Origin of the sequence: Sphingomonas sp. Leaf339, assembly GCF_001426195.1 — a bacterium.
GTDB lineage: Bacteria > Pseudomonadota > Alphaproteobacteria > Sphingomonadales > Sphingomonadaceae > Sphingomonas.
The window spans coordinates 21,278-42,997 of sequence record NZ_LMRS01000060.1 but is presented as its reverse complement, the minus strand read 5'-3'; the positions used below and the strand labels follow the sequence as shown (position 1 = coordinate 42,997).

Below are 21,720 nucleotides of genomic sequence, written 5' to 3'. Positions count from 1 at the left end.
CGTGACGAGACGATCGGGGCGGTCATATGGTTGCGTTTCCGAAACATCGCGGATGCGTGATCGCTCGACATTCCAGCGCTCAACCATCCTCGATCACGCGCCGACATAAAATCCGACGATCGCCATCCCGCCGCACCTAGCCATTCGTCCACGTCGTAGGACCTTTCGATCAGGACGCTGCTGAACGACAGGTAACGATCGCATTCAGTGTCGCAACATGACGGCGAGCGCATACCGTCTTCATGGCAGCGATGGTCTGCCGGAATGGAGATCGATCATGCGCAAGTTTGTTCTGGGTGCGGCGCTGCTGGCTTCTGCTGCTGCGGGCATGATGCCGTCGGTCGCCGGGGCGCAGCGTTATCAGGACCCGCGCTACCAGGATCGCTACGAGCAGCGCTATCAGGATGATGACGGCCGCTATGACCCAGCGCCGCGCTACATCGCCCATCGCAACGACCGGCGCTACGACGATCGCCGGGGTTACGACGATCGTCGTCGCTATGACGACCGGCGCGATTATGGCGACCGGGGCTATGATCGTCCGCAACGGTGCAACAAGGGCACGACCGGCGCGCTGGTCGGCGCGATTGCCGGTGGTCTGCTCGGGCGGACGATCGACAGCCGGGGCGACCGGGCGCTCGGCACGATCCTGGGCGGGGGCGCCGGTGCGCTGGCCGGTCATGCGGTCGAGAAGTCGAACAACCCAGGTTATTGCCGCTAAGGGTTGTCGGGACAGCGGGGAACGTATCGTCCTGGTCGACGCTTCTGGTGAAAGACATATCGCCGGGAGTTTCAACGACATGACCGATACCGATCGACGCAGTTTTGTGACCGGCGCCGCGCTGGCGGCAGGGGCGGCCGTTACCTACGGTGCGGCCGCAGCGGCGCAAGGCGGCGGGGGCGCCAAGGCGGCGACCACGCCGGCTGCGGCCGCCTATCCCAAGCCGCCCTTCGCGGTACAGCGCCAGCCTTGGCCGGGGCTTGCATCGAAGATGACGCCGCGGCCCGATCATGGCGAAACCAGCTACAAGGGATCGGGCCGGCTCGCGGGCAAGAAGGCGCTCATCACGGGCGGCGACAGCGGCATCGGCCGGGCCGCGGCGATCGCCTATGCGCGCGAGGGCGCGGACGTCGCGATCAATTACCTGCCCGCCGAGGAGCCAGACGCGCGCGAGGTCGTGGCGCTGATCCGCGCCGAGGGGCGGCGCGCGGTGGCGATCCCCGGCGACCTGCGCGATGAGCGGTTCTGCCGGAAGCTGGTGCAGCAGGCGGCCGAGCAGCTGGGCGGGCTCGACATTCTGGTGAACAACGCGGCGCGGCAACAGACGCGGCCGGGCATCGCCGATATCTCGTCACAGGATTTCGACGATACCATGAAGACCAACGTCTATGCGCCGTTCTGGCTGACGAAGGCGGCGGTGGAGCGGATGGGGCCGGGGGCGGTGATCGTGAACACCTCGTCCGAACAGGCAGGCGACCCGTCACCCGATATCGTCGATTATGCGATGACGCGAGCCGCGGTGCTGAACTTCACCAAGGGCATGGCCAAGCAACTGGCGGCGCGCGGCATCCGCGTGAATGCGGTGGCACCAGGGCCGTTCTGGACGCCGTTGCAGGTGAGCGGTGGGGCGACACCGGACAAGCAACGCAGCTTCGGCGAAAGCTCACCGATGGGCCGCCCCGGCCAGCCAGCGGAGATCGCCGGGCTGTACGTGGCGGCAGCCGATCCGCTGCTCAGTTACTCGACCGGGCAGATCTTCGGGTCGACCGGCGGAAACGGCCAGCCGGCCTGAAGTGAGGAGAAGCCGCCAGCCTTCATGGCCGGCGGCTTTCTTGTCATCAGGCGAAGACGGCGCGGACCTTGCGCCGGCGATAGCGCATCGCGGCGCCGGTCATGCCGAAACCGACCAGCATCATCGCCCAGGTGGCGGGTTCCGGTACGGCCGCGACCGCAGTTTCGAAATTGAAGGTCGTGGTGCCGCTGGTCGTGCGCAACGCGACGTTGTCGGCGAAGGCGTGATAGGTGGGCAGCGCACCCGATCCGTTGCCGACGCTGATGCCCGAGACGAAGGCGTTCGCGCTATAGTTCTGGGTGATCCAGCTCGACAGCGTCTTGTTGACCTGGCTGCCGCCTGCGGTCGTGACGCCGGCACCGGCCACGAACTGATAGAAATTGTCGCCGAAGCTCGACGAATACCAGGTGTCGCGGGCAGTGTTGCCATAGGTGCCGTTATAGACGCCTTCCCAGACCAGCTCGCTGCGCTGGCTGCCGTCCTGTACCAACAGGCGAAGAGCGGGAGTGTAATCGACATTGTAGCCGCTAATGCTGTCAGCCGCGATCCGCCAGTCAAAGGCAAGGCCGGTCACCGTGGAAAGCGCCATCAGGTTCGTGGCACCGGTCGCGCCACCATACTGGATGCCCTCTTGGAACCGCGTGCGGTCGCCCTTCAGTTCGACCGAACCGTTGCCCGACCGTGCGGCGGTGGTGGTGATGACCGCAGAGCCACCGCCAGTGTTCTCGGTGGGGATCACGCCCCAGCTGTTGGCGCTGGGCAGCCCGGTTGCGCCGGTGACGACGACGGTGGCGGCCTGCGCATGGGCCGCGACGAAGAGTGCCGCAGCCGACACGGCCGCGTGCGATAGAATGTGCATGTTTCAGTATCCCCTCTTGTTCTCGCGCGAATTTGTCGGCTTCAAAGGGGGACGACAAGGACATCATTCTTGTCTTTTTGGCCAATAACGCCCTGTTTCGGGACAGATTAATTTGTATCGGTAACTATCTTTCGCTGACAAACGATTGTTACGTTTGCCAGCATTTTCTGCTTTCGTTCCGGGGCCGGATGAATCAGAATCGCGCGTACGATGCCAATCCGCGCCGATCATCTCTGGTTGTACCCGATCGACTGGACGCAGCTGTCGCGGGCGATCCGGTTCGACCGGGCCGGCGGGCGCTGCGAGCATTGCCGGCGACCGCATGGCGAACGCGTGTTCCATTTGGGCGACGGCGTCTGGTGGGATCGCCATGACATCCGCTGGCGCGACGGGCGCGGGCGGCGGGTGCGGCTGCCGCGCCGCGACCTGTTGCACGACGGACGCTGGACGCGGGTGGTGCTGGCCTGCGCGCACCTGAACCACGACCCGACCGACAGCATGGGGCAGAATCTGGCGGCATTGTGCCAGCGCTGCCACATGCTGCACGACGGCCCCGAACACCGCCGTCGCCGCTGGCTGAACCGCCATTACGCACGCGCGCTGGGCGACCTGTTCAACGGACCGTATCCGCGACTGGGGGCGGAATGGATCGTGCCGATCGGGGGGCTGTCGTTGCTGGCGGCTTGAGGGAGTGCACCGACATTGTCGGCGGAACGGATGGACTGACCGTCGATGACGACCCGCTGTACATCCATCGGTCCGGGTCAGGATCATGACCGCGCGCTGGGATTGCGCTTAGCGCGTGTCGGGCCGCCATCCCGGACCGTTGTCGTCGTTGAAAAGCCGATGACGTTCTCCGTTACAATCGGCGTTTCCGTGGTCGTCCCCACCCGTACCCGGTTGAGTTGCACATCGCGCACCGGCATCTGACGATCGGCCGTTATCCGGCACACGAACTTGGCTGCCTTCACGTCGATATCGCTGACATACAGCCCTTCGATCGGCGTCAGACGCCGGACATAAGTGGGAAGCAGCGTCTTCCATTGATAAAGTACATCAGTCTCGACGGCGAGCACGCCGCCTGCGATCGAGGTGGCGCTGACATTGGTCATGTGGATGTTCTTCACAAACCCCCCGCGCCGCTCGTTGGTCTTGACGAACAGAAGGTTGTTGATCGGCACCGCGTGATCGTCCGCGCCCTTGCCGTCGCCGATGAAGTGGCAATTATCGACCAGGATGTTTTCGATGCCGGCGGATAGCTCGCTACCCACCGCCATCAATTGATGACCGTTGACGATCCGGCAATTGCGCACGACGACATTCCGGCACGGCGCAGCGAGCCGCCAGGCATCCATGTCGCGACCCGATTTCACCGAGATTGCATCGTCGCCCTGATCGAACTGGCAGTCCTCGATCAGCACATTCTGGCTCATCTCGGGATCGACGCCGTCGTTGTTGTGTCCATGGGCGCGAATGCTGATGCGGCGGATCACCACGTCGCGGCAGAGTAGCGGGTGGAGCGTCCAGAACGGGCTGCCCTCGATCGAGATGTCCTCGACCAGCACGTTGCGACAACGATTGAACTGGATGAGGTGGGGGCGCAGGTTGTTGGCACCGACCGCCATTTGCCGTTCGCGCACGGGCACGTTCCGGTACGCCATGTTGTAGAGCGCGACCAAGGCATCCATGTGCGGCTTTGGCCGTGCCGACCAGATCGTCCAGCGGTCCAAAACGGGCTCCAGTCGCCCCTTACCGGTGATGGCCACGTTCTCGCACCCGAAGGCATAGATCAGGGGCGAATAGTTGAAGCATTCGATCCCCTCCCACGAGGTCTGCACCGCGGGCAAATAGTCCTGCGGCTCATCGGAAAATCGCAGCGTGGCGCCCTTGGCCAGATGAAGATTGACGTTGCTTTTTAGGTGAATTTTGCCGGTCGGCCACGTGCCGGCAGGAACGACGACGATGCCCGATCCCGCCGCGTTCGCCGCATCGATCGCCCGGGCGATAGCGGTGCTGGTCCTGGCCTTGTCGACCGGCGATGCGCCAAAGTCGGTAATCAGGAAGGTTCGGCTCATCCGGAAATCCGGCACGGTGATGCCTGGCATATCGAAGGGGGCGGGCACGGTGACCGTCCGTGTCGGCAATGCAGCGGCACGAACCAGAACACTGGTGTTCAGAAGCGGCAGAGCGCAGGCACCGTGGAGGAATGAGCGACGGTCCACCGGCATCTTCATCTACGCCCATCTTTCCTGCACCGTTTCACGGCGGACATACCCGAACGAACGATCACCATCGAGCGATGTTCGATGCCGACCATCACGTCCCTACCCCCGCAAAACGCAGGATAATCGTCAAGCCCACGTCCACGTCTCCGAACGACACCGTGGCGTTCAGGCGGGTCGCGGCGGAGCGGACGATGGCGAGGCCCAGGCCGCTGCCGTCGGGGCCGCTGCCGGGGCCAAGGCGCACGAAGCGGTCGAAGGCGGTGTCGCGGTGGGCGAGGGGGATGCCGGGACCGTCGTCCGCGACGGCGACCGTCGTGGCCGATGGCGTTGCCGCGATCGTGACCGACACGGTGCCGCCCGGCCGGTTGTAGCGGATGCCGTTGTCGATCAGGTTGGACAGGATTTCGAAGATCAGGGTGCGGTGGCCGGGCACGATCGCGGCGACGGTCTCGTCGCCCTCCAGCACCAGGTCGATACCGGCGTCGACCGCTTGGCCGAACTGGCGGGTGATGACCGCGGCCGCAACCTCGCGCAGGTCGACCGCCTCCAAGGGCGCGGAGACGCCGGCCTCCTCGGCGCGGGCCAGCGCCAGCAGCTGCGTCACCAGTCGTTCCAGGCGGGTGGCGGCATCGGCGATCTCGTCCAGCGCCTCGGTGCGCTCTGGCCCGGAGCCGCGCCGCGCCAGCGCCAGTTGCACCTTCAGCACCGACAGCGGCGTGCGCATCTGGTGCGAGGCATCGGCGGTGAAGCGGCGCACGCCGCTGGTCGCGGTGTCGAGCTGCGCCAGCAACCGGTCGAACGCGCGGGCGAGCGGGCGCAGCTCGCTGGGCAGGGGGCCGGCATCGAGCGGGGAGAAATCCGGGCGCGCATGTTCGTCGCGCGCTTCCACCGCACCGCGCAATCGGGCGAGGGGGCGGAGACTCCAGCCGAGCGCGGGGCGGAGCAGTAGCGCCGCGGCCCCCACCAGAACGCATTCGCCGACCAGCAGCGCCAGCATCAACCGCCGGTTGAGCGCACTGCGGTTGTCGAGCGTCTCGGCGATCTGGACGATCACCGGCCGGTCGATACGGGGCAGCGCGCGGCGCACCTCGGCGATGCGGACGTCCTGATCGCGGTAGCGGGCGAAGCGGTATCGCGGCACATCGACCGCCAGCGTCGCCGGGTCGGGCGCGGGCAGGTCAGCATAGCCGGTCAGCAATTCGCCCCCCACCGCGATCCGGTAATAGACATTGTCGCGCTCGCCATTCTCCAGCATCCCGAACGCCGCGGCGGGCAGGTCGAGCGTCACCTCGCCGCGCTCCACCTGCACGGTCTCCGCGATCGCCCCCAGCGCGCCGCCCAGCACACGGTCGCTGGTCCGGCGCACGACATCAGCGATCAGGGTCGCGCCGAGCACGCCGATAACGACCGCCGCCAGCAGCAGCGGCCCGACCATCGCGACCAGCAGGCGGGTGCGCAGCGCTGGTGTGCGTGCTTCCGTTGCCCGGAGGAGCACGTCACCCACCATCAAGCATATACCCCACGCCGCGCACGGTGCGGATTTCGGGGCCGTCCGGGGCCAGCTTGCCGCGCAGGCGGGTGACGTGGACCTCGATCGCGTTGCTGCCGACCGGCTCGTCGAAGCCGAAGACCTCGCCGATCAGCAGGTCGCGCGACACGACGCGGCCGGCGCGGGTGGCGAGTGCTTCCAGCACCGCGCGTTCGCGGCGACGCAGGTCGAGCGGGCGGCCGGCGATGTCCGCCCCGCCGGTCGATCGGTCGAGCGTCAGCGGCCCGACGCGCAGCACCGGGTGCGGATCGCCGCCCCGCCGGCGACCGAGCGCCCGGACGCGTGCCTCCAGCTCCTCCGGCTCGAACGGTTTGCGCAGATAGTCGTCGGCGCCGAGATCGAGCCCGCGCACCCGGTCGTCGAGGCCATCGCGCGCGGTCAGCATCAGCACCGGCACCCGGTCGCCGCGCGCCCGCAGCCGGGCCAGCACGGTGAAGCCGTCGATATCCGGCAGGCCGACGTCGAGGATGACCAGCGCATAGGGTTCGCCCGCCACCACCGCCAGCGCGTCCGCGCCGGTCGCGACATGATCGACCGCGTTGCCGCTGGCGCGCAGCAGCGCGGCGATGCTGCGCGCCAGCGCCGCATCGTCCTCGATCATCAGGATGCGCATGCACGCGCCCTCACGGCGTGAAAGGTTGATGACAGGTTCGCGTCGTACGCCACCCATGCAGTCTATCCGAACAAAGAGGCGGAAGGCGAGGAGAGGTGATGATGGCCCCGTTCATTTCCAGATTGCTGCATCTGACCGCGATGGTGGCGGCGACGGTCACGACGACCATCGCGACCCCTGTTTTCGCCCAGCGTCCAGCCGGCTATCCGCGATCGTACGACCAGCTGATCGCCGATGCGCGCGCCGAACGTCAGGTGCGCATCTATGCCAATGCCGACCGCGCCGAGATGCTGCCGGTCGTCGCCGCGTTCCGGCGTCGGTATCCGGGGATCACCGTCCTCTATGCCGATCTCGGTTCGACCGAACTGTATCGCCGCTTCGTCACCGAAACCCGCGCGCGCCGCCTGTCGGCCGATCTGGTCTGGTCGTCGGCGATGGACCTGCAGGTCAAGCTCATCAACGACGGCTTCGCGCAGAGCTATGCCAGCCCGGAGAAACCCGCGCTGCCGGCGGTGTCGGTGTGGAAGAACATGGGTTTCGGCGTGACCGCCGAGCCGATCGGCATCGTGTACAACAAGCGGCTGGTGCCCGCCGCCCGCGTACCGCGCACCCATGCCGCGCTGGAGGCGTTGTTGCGGCAACAGCGCGCCGCCTTCACCGGCCGGGTGACGACGTTCGATCCGGCGCGCTCCAACGTCGGCTATCTGTACCTGTCGGAGGATTTCGCGACGACGCGCGACACCGGCTCGCTGCTGGCGGCGATCGCGGCGACGCGGCCGGTGCTGTCGCTGACCACCGAACCGATGCTGCGTGCGGTGGCCGAGGGGCGGCAGGCGATCGCGTACAACGTCATCGGCTCCTACGCGCTGGAACGCGCGCGGACCGACCCGCGCATCGGCGTGGCATTCCCGCAGGATTACACCATCGTCACCTCGCGCATCGCCTTCGTCGCGCGCGACGCGGCGCACCCCGCCGCGGCCAAGCTGTTCCTCGATTTCCTGCTGTCGCGCGAAGGGCAGACGCTGCTCGCGCAGCGCAGCCTGTGGCCGGTGCGCACCGATGTCCGCGCCCGCCGGCTGCCGCCCAACCAGGCGCGGCCGATCCGCGTCGGACCCCAGCTTCTCGTCAACCTCGATCGCGTCAAGCGCCAGCGTTTCCTGCGCGAATGGAACGCGACCCTCGCCACCGGAGCCTCAATTCGATGACCTCTTTCCGTACAGGTTGCGCCGCCTTGGCGCTGATCGTCGCCACGCCGGCGCTGGCCCAAAGTCCGACCACACCGCCGAGCGATGCCGATCTCGCCACGCTGGTCCGCGCGCAGGCGGCCGAGATCGCGGCGCTGAAAGCGCGGCTCGACCGGCTGGAGGGTGCCACGGCGGTGGCGCAGGCCGCGCCGCCCGTCGCCGCGCCGGCGCAAGCTCCCGCCCCGCAGGTCGCACAGAACGAACCACGCCGCACGATCCCGTTCGCGCCGCAGCTGGCACCCCCCGGTCCCGCCGACCGCAGCGTGACGCAGGCGATCGCCGCGCGTGAAAACCCATCGGGGCTGACCACCGAATGGGGCGCGGGCCTGCCCGTGTTCCACTCGGCCGACGGCGTGTACACGTTCAAGCCACGCGGCCGCATCCTGACCGATGTCAGCTCCAGCTTCGGGTCGAAATATGACGGCCGCAACATCACCACGACGGGGATGCGCGCGCTGCGCCTGGGTCTGGAAGGCGGCGTCGGCACGCATTTCTTCTATCAGTTCGAAAGCGACTTTTCCGAAAACGAGGTGGATGTCGTCACCGCCTTTGTCGGCTGGCGCAACCGGATCAAGCCCGGCCTCGATTACGACGTCCGCGCCGGCCATCTGTTCAACGATCGCGGGTTCGAGGGATCGACGGGATCGGACTCGACGCCGTTCCTGGAACGCACCACCGTCGCCACCGCGATCATCCCGCAGCGCGGCTTTTACGGCATCGGCGTGATGCCGCGCCTGTTCTGGAAGACGGGTCACGCCTCGATCACGCTGACCGGCGACCGGATCGACGGCGTGCAGACGGTCGGCGACAGCCGCACCGTGCTGGCGCGCGCGCACTGGAACCCGATCAAGACCGACAACGGCGTGCTACATCTGGGCGCATGGGGCTTCGATGAATCGCTCTCGTCGGTCGCCGGATCGCTGACCCGCAACACGGTGATCGGCGGGCGCTTCAACGGTGCGCTGCGCGTGTCGAGCGGCACGCTGACGGGCGGCACCGGCACCACCGGCTATGGGATCGAGGTCGGTGGTTACCGCGGACCGCTATGGGTGATGGGCGAGGCCGGGCGGCGCAACGCGCGGCTGGATGCCGGCCGCTCCGATTTCGTCAGCAAGGCGTGGAGCGTATCGGGCGGGCTGTTCCTGACCGGCGATCTGCCACCCTATAACCCGCGCCTCGGCAGCTTCGGCCAGCCCAAGGTGCTGAAACCCACCTTCGACGGCGGGGTCGGCGCGATCGAGCTGACCGCGCGCTACGAAAGCCTCGATTATACCGACCTGCTGACCGGGGGCGAGGGCTGGGCCGCGACGCTGGGCGTCAACTGGTACCTGAACAGCTTCACCCGGTTCCAGGTGAACGCGATCCAGTGGGACACCGACAACCGTGCCGGCGCCTTCACCGGTGGCGACAGCGGCCAGACGCTCAGCGCGCGTGTCGGCGTCACCTTCTGATGAATCCCCTTCACGCCCTTAACCCAAGGACGATGCGATGAACCTTGCCCTGCTCGGCTTCCTGATGGTGGCCACGTTCATGACGCTGATCATGACGAAAAAGATGACGCCGCTGGTCGCGCTGATCGTCATCCCCTCGCTGTTCGGCGTGATCGCCGGGCAGAGCGCCGGCCTTGGCGACATGATGATCGACGGGATCAAGAACCTGGCGCCGACCGGCGTCATGCTGTTGTTCGCGATCCTGTTCTTCTCGACGATGACCGATACCGGCCTGTTCGATCCGCTGGTCACGCGGCTGATCCGGCTGGTCCACGGCGATCCGATGCGCATCTTGATCGGCACCGTCGTGCTATGCGCGCTCGTCAGCCTCGATGGCGACGGCTCCACCACCTACATCATCACGATCGCTGCGCTGCTGCCGCTGTACAAGCGGTTCGACATGAACCGGCTGTACCTCGTCTGCCTGTTGATGACGACGAGCGGGATCATGAACCTGACGCCGTGGGGCGGGCCGACCGCGCGCGCGGCCAGTGCGCTGAAGCTCGATCCGGCGACACTGTTCCTGCCGCTGATCCCCGGCATGATCGCCGGCCTCGCCTTCCTGATCGGCCTCGCCATCTGGTTCGGCCGCAAGGAACGCACGCGGATGGGCGCGGCGGGCATCACCGTGACCGACACGTTCGAGGGCATGGCCGTGTCGCAATATCCCGAGGCCCGCCGCCCCCACCTGATCTGGTTCAACGCCGCTTTGGTCGTCACGCTGCTGACGTTGCTGGTCTGGGGCATATTGCCGCTGTCGGTGCTGATGATGATCGCCTTCGCGATCGCGATGATCGTCAATTATCCGGGCGTCGCCGACCAGAAGGAGCGCATTTCCGCCCATGCCGGCAACGTGCTGGCGGTCGTCTCGCTGATCTTCGCGGCGGGCATCTTCACCGGCATCCTGGGCGGCACCGGCATGGTCGAGGCGATGAGCAAGGCGGTGGTCGGCGTGATCCCGCCGGCGATGGGGCCGTATATGGCACCGATCACCGCGTTCCTCAGCCTGCCGTTCACCTTCTTCATCTCGAACGACGCCTTCTATTTCGGAATGCTGCCGATCCTGGCCGAGGCGGGCGCGCATTACGGCGTCGCGCCGGAAGCAATCGCGCGCGCGTCGCTGATGGGCCAGCCGGTACATCTGCTCAGCCCGCTGGTGCCGTCGACCTATCTGCTCGTCAGCCTGGTCGGCATCGATCTGGCCGATCACCAGCGCTTCACGCTCGTCCCCGCCATCGCGGTGTGCGTGGTGATGACGCTGGTCGGCATGATCGCGCTGGCCTTCCCGTTCGTCGCCTGAGCGGGGGCGTAAAGTGATCCGCGCCGACGTCCTTCTCCGCTTCGTCGCGGCGCTCGCCGTCGGCGCGAGCGGCGGGGCGTTGTTCCGGGCGATCGGCGCGCCCCTGCCGTGGGTGCTGGGATCGATGGCCGCGTGCGCGGTTGCCAGCATCGCCGGCGCGCCGGTCGCGGCATCGTCGGCCACGCGACGCCCGATGGCGGCGGTGATCGGCGTGGTGCTGGGCAGCAGTTTCCAGCCCGATCTGTTCGGTCAGGCGCGCGCATGGATTGTGCCGCTGGCGCTCCTCCCGCTGTTCCTCGCCAGCGCGGCTTTGGTCTGCGTCACTTATTTCCGGCGGGTCGCTAAGTTCGATCCCGCGACCGCCTATTTCGCCGGGATGCCGGGCGGGATCGCCGAGATGGTGGTGATGGGGGCGGAACGCGGGGCGGACGAGCGCACCGTCGGCCTGATCCATGCCGCGCGCATCTTTCTCGTGGTGTTCACGCTGCCGTTCCTGATCCGTCTCGTCGCCGCGCCCGTCGCGATACCGCCCGGTGCGCTCGCCGTGGTGAGCGGCGGGATGGCGAACTGGACGCTGGTCGGCTGGGCCTCGGGCTGCGTGGTCGTGGGATTGGTGCTGGGTCGCGCGCTGCGTCTGCCCGCCTGGCATCTGGTCGGGCCGCTCGCCGTCTCGGCCATCGTCCACGCGACCGGCATCGCCGATTTCCGCATCCCAGGCTGGGCGCTGGCCGCGGCGCAGGTGGGACTGGGCGCGACACTCGGCTGCCGGTTCGGCGGGCTGACGATGCGCGCGCTGGTCCGCACCGTGTTGCTGGCGGCGGGATCGACGGTGATCCTGCTGACGCTCACCATTCTCTGGGCGGTCGGCATCGGCGCGGCGACGGGGATCGATCCGGTGCTGCTGGTGCTCGCCTATTCCCCCGGTGGCCTGGCGGAGATGAGCATGGTCGCGCTCAGCCTCGCGCTCGAACCCGCTTTCGTCATCGTCCACCATCTGACCCGCGTCGTGCTGGTGCTGATCGGGGCGCCGCTCGTCTTTCGTACCCCAATTTCTTCCTGATCGGAGCTTTCGCCCATGCGTACCCCTCCCATGCCCACTCCCTTGGTCCTGCTGCCGGCCATGGGCTGCGACGGGCAGCTATGGGCGCGGCAGATCATGGATCTGGCCAAGCTCGCCCAGCCCGAATTCGGCGACCTGTCGCAGGACGATACGCTGTCGGCGATGGCCACGCGCGTGCTGGCGAACGCACCGCCCCGCTTCGCCGTCGCCGGCGTTAGCCTTGGCGGCTATGTCGCGATGGAGATGGTGCGGCAGGCACCCGACCGGATCACCCGCATCGCCCTGTTCGGCACGCGCGCCTCAATGGAGGTGCGACCGCGCACCGTCGTCGGCCAGGGCCTGCTCGCCACCGCGCCGCACGCCGACCCACGCCTGACCGCGATCGTCGCCGGTCCTGCCCAGGCGATGGCCGAACGCGTGGGACAGGCGGTGTTCGAGCGCCAGCAGCGCGCATTGCTCGCCCGCCCCGACATCAACGAGGCGATCGCCGCGATCCACGTACCCACGTTGGTCGCGGTCGGCGACCGCGACCGCATCTGCACCCCCGACGACGCGCGTGCGCTCAGCGCCGGGATCGACGGCGCCCGCTTCCACCTGCTGCGCTCCTGCGGGCACCTGTCACCGATGGAGCGGCCGGGCGAGGTCACGATGCTGCTGCGTGAGTGGTTGCAGTGAGGGCTAGATGAAGAAAGGGATCATCAAGCACTCGTGATAGTTGCGCGTGCGATAGACCTCAGAACCGAAAGCTTGGAGCTTGGCGGCTGTCATGGCGATTTTTGCGTGAGAGCGGCTATCGGATCAGATCACCGATGTAATTTCCAGTGTCATAAGCGAGACATTCTCTCGGTACATCTGATATCAGCACCGCGTCTAACGAAATGAGAGATCGGTCATGTCGCAGATGAACTTCGTGTCGAGGATCTACCAAATAATCGGCTTGGCGACCCTGGTTGCGATGTCATCTGGCTGTGGGGCCGACGCAGCACCTGCCCCTTCCTCCGCCATAGCGGTCGTAAATGTAGGCTCCACCTCCGCCATCCCTTCGCCAACATCGACACCAACATCAGCAGCTTCATCCGGATCGGTTGCCAGCCAGACCGCAGCGGCAGGCGTCATCGTACAGGCGGGTGATAGTATTGGTGTTGGCGTTGGGGCCGATGATTGGGCAGCAATAGATCACCTGGGCTTTTCAGCTGGCATTACCATCCAGAACGCTAGTGTATCTGGGAAGGCTATGCAGACAGGCTATGGCAACCGAATGACCGAGGTCTTTCCTTTTCGTAGTTCTACCTCACCCTCCGTTCTGTTGATTCAGCAAGGTACGAATGACCTCTACTACGGCACGAACGCTAGTTCTCTCTATCGATCCATCTTGACCCCATTCGTTTCCGATGCACGCAAAGCTGGCTTCTATGTTGTCGTTGACACGATCCTACCTCGTTCAGACGGAGGATGGACTTCGGTGATGGAGCGGGAACGCATAGCGTATAATACACTTGTTCGCGCCAATCGTGCCGGTGCGGACGCCGTCAATGACCTTGCCGCAGATTCGGTAATGGGCGATGGTAACAACCTGAACAACCAAAGCTTTTACGCTGACGGCGCCCATCCCTCGTTGTCAGGACAACAGCGCCTAGCGATCCTGAACGCGACAGTTTTAGGGCCATTCCTACAGCGTTCACCCCGTCCGCCCTCACGCTAGCGGGCTGTTTGCCGTATCGTAAGGGTACCCAATATGTGCCCAAACGCGTGGTCGAGTGGATCGGCAGCTGGCGTTGACGTGCTCCCCGGAAATCATACCATTGGTAAATTAGGTCGTCAGATGGAGATGAGTGACGCGGCGAGGCCTTTTTACCGAGGATCAGGTCATTGTTCTGCTGCGCGAGCATGAGGCTGGTGTGAAAATGGCGGACCTTTGCCGCAAGCACGGGATCAGAGACGCGACTTTCTATAAATGGAAGTCGAAGTAGGGCGGGATGACTGTGTCGGAGGCGGCGCGGTTGCGGACGCTCGCATGAAAACCGACGACTAAGGAAGCTGCTGGCGGAGTCGATGCTGGACGTGTGGCACTGAAGGATTTGCTGGGGAAAAATTGACCCGGTCTATGGATCGCTACGCTGCGGTGGAGAGGCTGATGGCCGAGCACGGCTTCTCCGAGCGTCGCGCCTGCGGGCTGATCGGGGTCAATCGGTCGGCATGGCAACAGAGCCGCTGCGCGGGCGGAGCAGCCCAAGGGTCCGGCGATGCGCAGCATCGTTGGAATGGCTGCGGAGGGAGGACGATGCTGTCCGCGTGCGGATGCGCGAGATCGCCAATGAGCGCCGTCGGTTCGGCTATTGGCGGTTGGCGATCCTGCTCAGGCGCGAGGGGAAAGGCATGAACTTGAAGAAGGTGTATCGGTTGTACAGGGAGGAGCGGCTGACGGTGCGCAAGCGTGGCGGCCGCAAGCGTGCGCTGGGAACGCGGACGCCGATGGCGATCCCGCAGGAACCCAATCAGCGCTGGTCGCTCGACTCATGTCGGACTCGTTGGCCTGCGGCCGGCGGTTCCGTATGCTCAACGTTATCGACGACGACAGCTGGGAATGCCTGGGATGCATCGTCGACACCTCGTTGTCGGGTCGGCGGGTTGTTCGCGAGCTGAGCGCCATCGCCGAGCGTCGCGGGCTGCCGTGCGTGGTGGTCAGCAACAATCCTGTGCTGAGCCTGTCGAAGGGGGCACCGAGCTGACCAGTCATGCCGTCCTGGCCTGGTGTCCGGACACCGGGGTCGAGTGGCGCTACATCGCCCCGGGGAAGCCGCAGCAGAATAGCTTCTTCGAAAGCTTTAATGGTCGCTTACGCGACAAGTGCCTGAATGAGCATCTGTTCCTATCGCTGGCTGCAGCGAACGGATCATCGAGGCATGCGGACGGACTACAACGAAGCTAAGTTATCAGCGGCCTGAAAACGGGGAGTAGGTTACCGGCAGTCCTGTGCCCCCGATCACCCTATAATAGCGCGTCTTCCAAAAAATAGTCTTACACCCTTAAGCGATGACTCTGCACCCTCAAACCGTGCCCATCGGACCGCAAAGCGTAAATTCCGATTGTAAAATTGGAATACAAGATTAGGATTATTTTTGGGTACTCCCATCAGGAAATACCTTCACGCTCCCGCTTTGATTGGACTCCAGGCGGGAGCGTTCGAAGACCCGTATGGTCGATACGCTACGAATCTGGTTTGACCAGACAATCGCAGCAGCATTTTTTGGCCTGTAGCCTGGGATACGGCTTCGCGGAGCAGCTTATTCTCCAAGGCCTTCTGCCGAGCAGTCGCTGCAGCTCGCTCACCTGCTTCTCCAAGGTTCGGTGCTCGACCGCCGGCCCACGTCCTCGCCGGCTGTCGCGGCAGTCAGCGATCCGTGATCCATCGGTCGGCGCTAGGTAAATACCTGGTTACCGCTGATGCCGTGCTGGGTGCAACAAGCGACACGCACGCTCATTCCGGCAAATACTTTTCTTAAATGATCCAGATATTGTTCTATAATGAGATATAATTTACCGGTGGAAGTTGTAAATTATTTAACCAAGAATCGCTCATGACGGGTGAAATATTCTATCGAACTCATTTTATTAATCAAATAAAACAGTCTTACCGAATGCGATATGACCGTATCGACTTTTTATAGTTTTCGCCGCGCCGCAACCCGTTAAACGGGGGCGATGGACCTGGACGATCAGATGCGCCGCTATTTTGGCACCGCCGATCTGGCCACGGTGCCGGCGACGGCGATGGCGGCGGGGATCGAGCATGCACGGGTCGATCTGGGGCTGGAACGTGACCGTGCGCGGCGCTTCGCGCTGTGGACGCTGCTGTTCATGCTGGATGCCGCGCCCGATCTGGACGTCGCGTTCAAGGACCCGGCCGACCGGGATGCGGCGAGGCAACTGATGGAATTGTCGGAACGCCTGACGCCCGACGACGACTGAACCGCGCGCGCTTGCCAAGCGAGGCGACAGCGGCGACAGGCGCGGGAATGACCGCCAGCGAGCTACAGGATCTGATCGTCTCGACGCTGCTCAGGGAGCATGGCGGCCTGCGCCGGCGCTGGCGGATCGTGGTCGGGTCGCTGCGCCTGCACGATCTGGCGACGCACGCGCATTGCAACTGGTCGCTGGCCCCGTCGGGCGATTACCGCGAGAACGACCGTGTCGAACGGTTGCTGGACCGGATGCGACTGGATCACCCGATCGTCACGCCCGGCTGATCGCCCCGTCTATTTCCTGGGTGGCAGGGGCAACCGGCTGGCCTTTGCCAGCGCTGCGAAATGCTCGGCCGCCCGGATATGCATCGCGCGCACGTCCTCGATAGGCGAGGCCACTGCCAGCGCGATCTGCCGGGCGAACTCTTCGCCGGGGTCGTCCAGAAAGGGTGAGGCCGTCATCGTCGTTTTCCCGTTCGCCAGCACGAATGCTTCAACGCGGATAAGGGGAAAATGGGGCCGTGTGTGAGGGGATACCGCATCATTTTGCGGGCACACTCAGAATGATAGCTGGGTTTGGTTAGCCGCGGACGTTGTGGAGGCGGGCTTGCAGCCGCCACTTTGGCCAGCGGAGCACCAAGCCGATGGGGATCGACCCATGCCCCTTACACCCCCACCTCCCGCATCAACGGCGCATGGCGGTCGACCAATATCGCGCTTGCCTCGTTCAGGCCGACGACCTCGACCGTCATGGCGTGGCGGCGCATCTTGGACACCACATCCTCCAGCGCGCCGACGGCGGTGATGTCCCACAGATGCGCGTGGGTCAGGTCGATCCGCGCGCGACGCGCCGTGTCGCGCAGGTCGAAACGGTCGCCGAAGATGTCGGCACTGGCGAAGAACACCTGACCCGACACCTGGTACAACCGCGTGTCGGTAGCCGCGTCGTAATCGACCGCCACGTCCATCAGGCGCGTCACCTTGAACGCGAAGAACACGCCGCTCAACAGCACGCCGACGATGACGCCAGCCGACAGGTCGTGCGTCGCGACCGTCACCGCGACGGTCGCCAGCATGACGATGCCCGACACCTTGGGATGCCGGCCCAGATCGCGCAACGATCCCCACGAGAAGGTGCTGATCGACACCATCACCATGATCGCCACCAGTGCCGCGACCGGCACCTGCGCGACCCATGGCCTGAGCGGCACCATCACCACCAGCAGGAACACGCCCGCGACCAGCGTCGACAACCGCCCGCGCCCGCCATAGCGGACGTTGCCGACGGTCTGGCCGATCATGCCGCAGCCGGCGATCCCGCCGAACATCCCGGCCGCGATATTGGCGAGGCCCAGGCCGGTACACTCGCGCGCCTTTGAACTGGTCGTCTCGGTCAGGTCATCGACGACGCTGGCGGTCATCATCGATTCCAGCAGGCCGACCGCCGCCATCGCCAAGGCATAGGGCGCGATGATCGCCAGCGTTTCCCACGCGATCGGCAGGTGCGGCAGCGCCAGCACGGGCAATCCGTCCGGCAGGCGGCCGAGGTCGGCCACCACGCGCAGCGGCATCGGCACGAAAGCGGCGATCGCGGTCAGCACGACGATGCAGATCAGCGGCGACGGGATCGCCGTCGTGATGCGCGGCAACAGATAGATGATGGCGAGGCCCAGCGCGATCATCGCATAGCTGTGCCAGGTGACACCGATCAGCTGCGGCAACTGCGCCGAGAAGATCAGGATCGCCAGCGCGTTGACGAACCCGGTGCGCACCGACCGCGAGACGAAGCGCATCAGCACATTGAGCTTCAACAGCCCGAACACGATCTGGAAGACGCCGGCCAGCAACGTCGCGGCGAGCAGATAGGGCAGGCCATGCGCATGGACGAGCGCGGCCGCGACCAGCGCGACCGATCCCGCCGCACCGGAAATCATCGCCGGGCGCCCGCCTGCGACGGCGATGACGATGCCGATCACGAATGACGCGAACAGGCCGACCTCGGGATCGATGCCGGCGACGAACGAAAAGGCGATGACCTCCGGGATCAGCGCGAAGGTGCCGACCATGCCGGCCAGGATATCGCGCCGGGCCTGGCCGATGCCGCTGAACCATTCGGTCCGGTAGCGGGAGAGAGATAGGGTATTCATGGATAAACGGTCCGCATCGACCGCGCCGAACGACACCGCGGCAAAGCACGGTGGAAAATGTCGGCAGCGGATTTAGCGTTGTCCGGCGGATCGGCGGCCGGAATAGCCACCCGGAATTGCACCGGGTCCAGGCGAATGCCGGCCAGCTAACCCGGATCGCGGCGGGGCGCAACCGTCCGCCCCGGTCCTTCTTTGGGGAAAGCGAGTAACCTGCATCGATTACACGACAAATCCGGCCCGCGCGCCGGAACGTCGGGCGCCGCGCACCGGTTGTCCGATCAGCCCCTTTCGAGGGCGTGAGAGGAACCCATGCTGAAACGCACCCCCGATACCGTCCTGCCCGGCGAGGCCGTGGCGACGGCCGATGCGATCGCGGCGATCGCGGCGCGGGTGGCGTTGCGGGACGACCGGCGGGTGATGCTGGTCGCGCAGGACGGCCAGCGGGGCGAGGCGATCGCCAAGGCCGTCGCGGCCTTCGCGCCCGATGCGGTGGTCGTCCACCTGATCTCCAGCGATGCGTTGCCGGGTGAGGCGGCACCGCCATCGGCGGGCAATGTCGGTCGGCGGGTCGCGGCGCTGCGCCAGTTACGGCTGGCCGAGACGGAAGGCATGGACACGCGGATCGTCGTCATCCTGTCGGCGGATGCCAGCGCGGTGCGCTATCCCGCGCCAGCCGCGTTCGACGAACAACCGCCCGCCTTCGCGATCGGCGATGCGATCGACATCGACGCCTTTCCTGCGCTCGCAGAGTCGCTGGGTTACACCAACGACGACCGCGTCGACGAGCCGGGCGAGATCGCCCTTCGCGGCACGGTGATCGACATCTTCCCCGCCGATCGCACCACGCCGGCGCGCATCGAATTCGCCGATGGCGTCGTGACCGGTCTGCGCGCCTATGACCCCGTCACGCAGCTGGGTATCGAGGCGATCGACAGCGTCGTCATCGGCCGCGCCAGCGAGCCGGCGCTCGGCGCGGGCGGGGGCAAGGGTGTCGCGATCACCGACCATCTGCCGGATGCCGCAATCCTGATCGAACCCGCCGCAATCGACCGGCGCAACCGCTTCCTGGCGCTGGCCGGCGATGGCGCACCCCGGCGACGGATCGCGGCCGAACTGGTCGATGCCAAGGCGTTGGACAAGGCGGTCGCGGACCGTCTGGTGATACTGGACTGGGAAACGGACGCCGCGCCGCCCCGCTTCGTCGAGCGGACCGACCCGGTGCGCGCGTTCCGCCGCTTCGCGAAGGCGGCACTGGCGGAGGGGCGGCTGGTGCTGGCCGGCTCGCCGCGCGACCTGAGTTTCCTCGCCAGCCGCATCGGCACCCCCGCCACGCCCGTCGCCTCGCTGGCGGAGGCGATGGCGACACCGGTCGGCACATTGTCCCTGCTTGCCGCCCCGGTCGAGCGTGGTTTCACGATCGATGATGCCGTGGTGGTCGCTGCGGCGGATCTGCTCGGCAGTCGCGCGCAAGGAGACGACGCCCCGACCACGATCGGCGCCGGCTTCGCGCAAGGCACCGAACTGCACATCGGCGATATCGTGGTGCACGAGGATCACGGCATCGGCAGCGTCGTCGGGCTGGAGACACAGGAAACCGGCGACCACATCGTGCTGGAATATGCCAAGGCCGCGCGCCGGCTGGTGCCGGTGGAGGAAGCGAACCGCATCTGGCGATACGGCGCCGATCGCGACGCGGTGACGCTCGACACGCTGGACGGCGCGAGCTGGATCAAACGGCGCGCGGCGATCGATGCCGCCATCGCGGAAAGCGCCCGCACGCTGGCCTCGCTGGCGGCGGAGCGGGAGGCACGGACGGTCGATCCAATCGTCCCAGACAATGCCGCCTATGAACGCTTCGCAGCCGGTTTCCCCTTCACCGAAACCGCCGATCAGGCACGCGCCATCGCGGCGGTGCGCAGCGATCTGGCGAGCGGGCGGGCGATGGACCGGCTGGTCGTCGGCGATGTCGGGTATGGCAAGACCGAGGTGGCGTTGCGCGCGGCCGCGCTCGTCGCGCTCAGCGGTCGACAGGTGGCGATCGTCGCACCGACGACGGTGCTGGTGCGCCAGCATCTCGACACCATCCGCCGGCGCTTCGCGGGTATCGAGGTCGCCGCCCTGTCGCGCCTGTCGACCCCGGCCGAGCGCAAGCGCGTGTGTGCGGGGCTGGTCGACGGCACGATCCACGTCGTGGTCGGCACCGCGGCGGTCGCGGCGAAATCGGTGCGCTATGCTGATCTGGCGCTGGTGGTGATCGACGAGGAACAGCGTTTCGGCGCGGCCGCCAAGGCGAGCCTGCGCGATCTGGGTGCCGGTCATGTCCTGACGCTGAGCGCCACGCCGATCCCGCGCACGCTGCAATCCGCGCTGGTCGGGTTGCAGGCGATCTCGGTCATCGCGACGCCGCCCGCGCGCCGCCAGCCGATCCGCACCACCGTCGCGCCCTTCGCCGACGACGATGTGCGGAAAGCCCTGCTGCGCGAACGGGCGAGCGGCGGGCAGAGCTTCGTCGTGGTGCCGCGGATCGAGGATATCGACGCGATGGCCGCAACATTGCGCCGGCTGGTCCCCGCGCTCGGTCTGGTCGTCGCCCACGGCAGGATGGGCGCGGGCGAGCTGGACGAGGCGATGGCGGGCTTCGCGGCCGGCGATGGCGACGTGCTGCTGGCGACCAACATCATCGAGGCGGGGCTGGACGTGCCGCGCGCCAACACGATGATCGTCCACCACGCCGACCGTTTCGGCCTGTCGCAGCTGCACCAGCTGCGCGGCCGGGTGGGGCGCGGCGGGCGGCGCGGGCAGATCATGCTCACCACCGATGGCGACGCCACCATCGCAGAGGCGACGCTGAAGCGACTGCGCACGCTACAGGCGCTCGATCATCTTGGCGCCGGTTTCGCGATCAGTGCGCGCGATCTCGATATGCGCGGCGCCGGCGACCTGATCGGCGAGGAACAGGCCGGTCACATGAAGCTGATCGGCATCGACCTGTACCAGCACCTGCTCGGTCATGCGTTGCAAGCGGCGCGCGGCGAGGCGGCGGACCGCTGGCAACCGACGCTATCGCTGGGCGCGGCAGGGCGCCTGCCGGATGACTGGATACCCGAGCCCGACCTGCGCCTGTCGCTGTATGGTGAGCTGGCGCATCTGGACGGCGTCGGCGCGATCGACCGGTTCCAGGCGGAACTGGAGGATCGGTTCGGACCGATGCCGGCCCCGGCCGTCCGCCTGCTTGACACCGCCTGCATCGCCGCGCTGGCCGCGTCGGCCGGCGTCCGCCAGATCGACGCCGGCCCCGCCGCCATCGCCCTGACGCTGGCCGACCCGAAGGCCACGCTGCCCGCCCCGTTCGAACAGGTGAAGAACCGCTGGCTGCTACGCGAACGCATCGACGATCCCGCCACGCGCATCGAACGCCTGCGCGACGTGCTGGACGAGTTGCGGGGGGATGGGTGATGACGGTTCACGCCTAATTGCA

The 21,720-nt window shown here is 66.3% G+C and carries 18 protein-coding genes, 1 pseudogene and 1 other annotated feature; of the genes and pseudogenes, 13 read left to right on the top strand and 6 right to left on the bottom strand.

The genetic code is table 11. The features are described from left to right. Nucleotides 1–277: 277 nt before the first annotated feature. Together ASG67_RS17355 and ASG67_RS17350 are read left to right on the top strand one after the other, a co-directional pair. Nucleotides 278–721: a glycine zipper 2TM domain-containing protein gene (locus tag ASG67_RS17355; RefSeq protein WP_200940833.1), complete on the top strand. Its 444-nt coding sequence runs from the start codon at nucleotides 278–280 to the stop codon at nucleotides 719–721. A 79-nt stretch (nucleotides 722–800) separates the two neighbouring features. Further along, on the top strand, nucleotides 801–1,793 hold the full coding sequence (locus ASG67_RS17350) for an SDR family oxidoreductase (protein ID WP_056532792.1): 993 nt from the start codon (nucleotides 801–803) through the stop codon (nucleotides 1,791–1,793). A 46-nt stretch (nucleotides 1,794–1,839) separates the two neighbouring features. On the opposite strand, the gene ASG67_RS19650 is transcribed toward ASG67_RS17350, so the two are convergent. Further along, complete coding sequence (locus tag ASG67_RS19650) at nucleotides 1,840–2,652, bottom strand: PEPxxWA-CTERM sorting domain-containing protein (RefSeq protein WP_056532791.1); 813 nt, start codon at nucleotides 2,650–2,652, stop codon at nucleotides 1,840–1,842. A 210-nt stretch (nucleotides 2,653–2,862) separates the two neighbouring features. Between ASG67_RS19650 and ASG67_RS17340 the strand changes: the two genes are divergently transcribed. Continuing rightward, the gene (locus ASG67_RS17340) at nucleotides 2,863–3,339 is read left to right on the top strand and encodes a hypothetical protein (protein WP_056532789.1); all 477 of its coding nucleotides are present in this window, start codon (nucleotides 2,863–2,865) and stop codon (nucleotides 3,337–3,339) included. A gap of 83 nt (nucleotides 3,340–3,422) precedes the next feature. Here ASG67_RS17340 and ASG67_RS17335 read toward each other — a convergent pair whose 3' ends face one another. The 3 genes from ASG67_RS17335 to ASG67_RS17325 all read right to left on the bottom strand — a co-directional run bounded on the left by ASG67_RS17335 (nucleotide 3,423) and on the right by ASG67_RS17325 (nucleotide 7,039). Next, a complete protein-coding gene (locus ASG67_RS17335) occupies nucleotides 3,423–4,886 on the bottom strand; it encodes a glycoside hydrolase family 28 protein (RefSeq protein ID WP_082543630.1) in 1,464 nt (487 codons plus the stop codon). Nucleotides 4,887–4,968: 82 nt separating this feature from the next. Beyond that, nucleotides 4,969–6,312 (bottom strand): sensor histidine kinase, encoded by a 1,344-nt coding sequence (locus tag ASG67_RS17330; protein WP_235535288.1) that lies wholly within the window; start codon nucleotides 6,310–6,312, stop codon nucleotides 4,969–4,971. Between the two features lie 61 nt (nucleotides 6,313–6,373). Further along, the gene (locus ASG67_RS17325) at nucleotides 6,374–7,039 is read right to left on the bottom strand and encodes a response regulator transcription factor (RefSeq protein WP_200940832.1); all 666 of its coding nucleotides are present in this window, start codon (nucleotides 7,037–7,039) and stop codon (nucleotides 6,374–6,376) included. Between the two features lie 140 nt (nucleotides 7,040–7,179). Here ASG67_RS17325 and ASG67_RS17320 point away from each other — a divergent pair, with 140 nt between their 5' ends. The 9 genes and pseudogenes from ASG67_RS17320 (at nucleotide 7,180) to ASG67_RS17280 (ending at nucleotide 16,380) form a co-directional block, all read left to right on the top strand. Continuing rightward, nucleotides 7,180–8,244, top strand: coding sequence for an ABC transporter substrate-binding protein (locus ASG67_RS17320; protein ID WP_082543647.1), 1,065 nt, complete (start codon nucleotides 7,180–7,182; stop codon nucleotides 8,242–8,244). Next, nucleotides 8,241–9,734 carry an OprO/OprP family phosphate-selective porin gene (locus ASG67_RS17315; RefSeq protein ID WP_056532782.1) on the top strand — a complete coding sequence of 498 codons (1,494 nt, stop codon included), beginning with the start codon at nucleotides 8,241–8,243 and terminating at the stop codon, nucleotides 9,732–9,734. The genes ASG67_RS17320 and ASG67_RS17315 overlap by 4 nt, the downstream gene beginning before the upstream one ends. A 37-nt stretch (nucleotides 9,735–9,771) precedes the next feature. Next, the gene (locus ASG67_RS17310) at nucleotides 9,772–11,073 is read left to right on the top strand and encodes a CitMHS family transporter (protein ID WP_056532779.1); all 1,302 of its coding nucleotides are present in this window, start codon (nucleotides 9,772–9,774) and stop codon (nucleotides 11,071–11,073) included. Nucleotides 11,074–11,086: 13 nt separating this feature from the next. After that, complete coding sequence (locus ASG67_RS17305; protein ID WP_235535281.1) at nucleotides 11,087–12,133, top strand: AbrB family transcriptional regulator; 1,047 nt, start codon at nucleotides 11,087–11,089, stop codon at nucleotides 12,131–12,133. A gap of 15 nt (nucleotides 12,134–12,148) precedes the next feature. Then, entirely contained in the window at nucleotides 12,149–12,808 is a 660-nt protein-coding gene (locus ASG67_RS17300) for an alpha/beta fold hydrolase (RefSeq protein ID WP_082543629.1), read from the top strand. Between the two features lie 217 nt (nucleotides 12,809–13,025). Further along, entirely contained in the window at nucleotides 13,026–13,835 is an 810-nt protein-coding gene (locus tag ASG67_RS18610; protein WP_082543628.1) for an SGNH/GDSL hydrolase family protein, read from the top strand. 130 nt (nucleotides 13,836–13,965) lie between these two features. After that, a pseudogene (locus ASG67_RS19295) lies at nucleotides 13,966–15,020 on the top strand (IS3 family transposase); the annotation flags it as partial. Nucleotides 15,021–15,835: 815 nt separating this feature from the next. After that, nucleotides 15,836–16,102 carry a hypothetical protein gene (locus ASG67_RS17285; RefSeq protein WP_056532771.1) on the top strand — a complete coding sequence of 89 codons (267 nt, stop codon included), beginning with the start codon at nucleotides 15,836–15,838 and terminating at the stop codon, nucleotides 16,100–16,102. Nucleotides 16,103–16,149: 47 nt separating this feature from the next. Then, on the top strand, nucleotides 16,150–16,380 hold the full coding sequence (locus tag ASG67_RS17280; protein WP_056532768.1) for a hypothetical protein: 231 nt from the start codon (nucleotides 16,150–16,152) through the stop codon (nucleotides 16,378–16,380). Nucleotides 16,381–16,389: 9 nt separating this feature from the next. On the opposite strand, the gene ASG67_RS17275 is transcribed toward ASG67_RS17280, so the two are convergent. Next, nucleotides 16,390–16,557, bottom strand: a complete 168-nt coding sequence (locus ASG67_RS17275) for a hypothetical protein (protein ID WP_156460899.1) — start codon at nucleotides 16,555–16,557, stop codon at nucleotides 16,390–16,392. Between the two features lie 203 nt (nucleotides 16,558–16,760). Beyond that, nucleotides 16,761–18,242 (bottom strand): SulP family inorganic anion transporter, encoded by a 1,482-nt coding sequence (locus tag ASG67_RS17270; RefSeq protein WP_056532972.1) that lies wholly within the window; start codon nucleotides 18,240–18,242, stop codon nucleotides 16,761–16,763. A 76-nt stretch (nucleotides 18,243–18,318) separates the two neighbouring features. Next, nucleotides 18,319–18,374, bottom strand: a sequence feature (sul1 is cis-regulatory element that is thought to sense ions involved in sulfur or methionine metabolism; They are found in Alphaproteobacteria). Nucleotides 18,375–18,551: 177 nt separating this feature from the next. Between ASG67_RS17270 and ASG67_RS17265 the strand changes: the two genes are divergently transcribed. Next, nucleotides 18,552–21,698, top strand: coding sequence for a helicase-related protein (locus tag ASG67_RS17265; protein WP_056532760.1), 3,147 nt, complete (start codon nucleotides 18,552–18,554; stop codon nucleotides 21,696–21,698). Nucleotides 21,699–21,720: the final 22 nt, after the last annotated feature.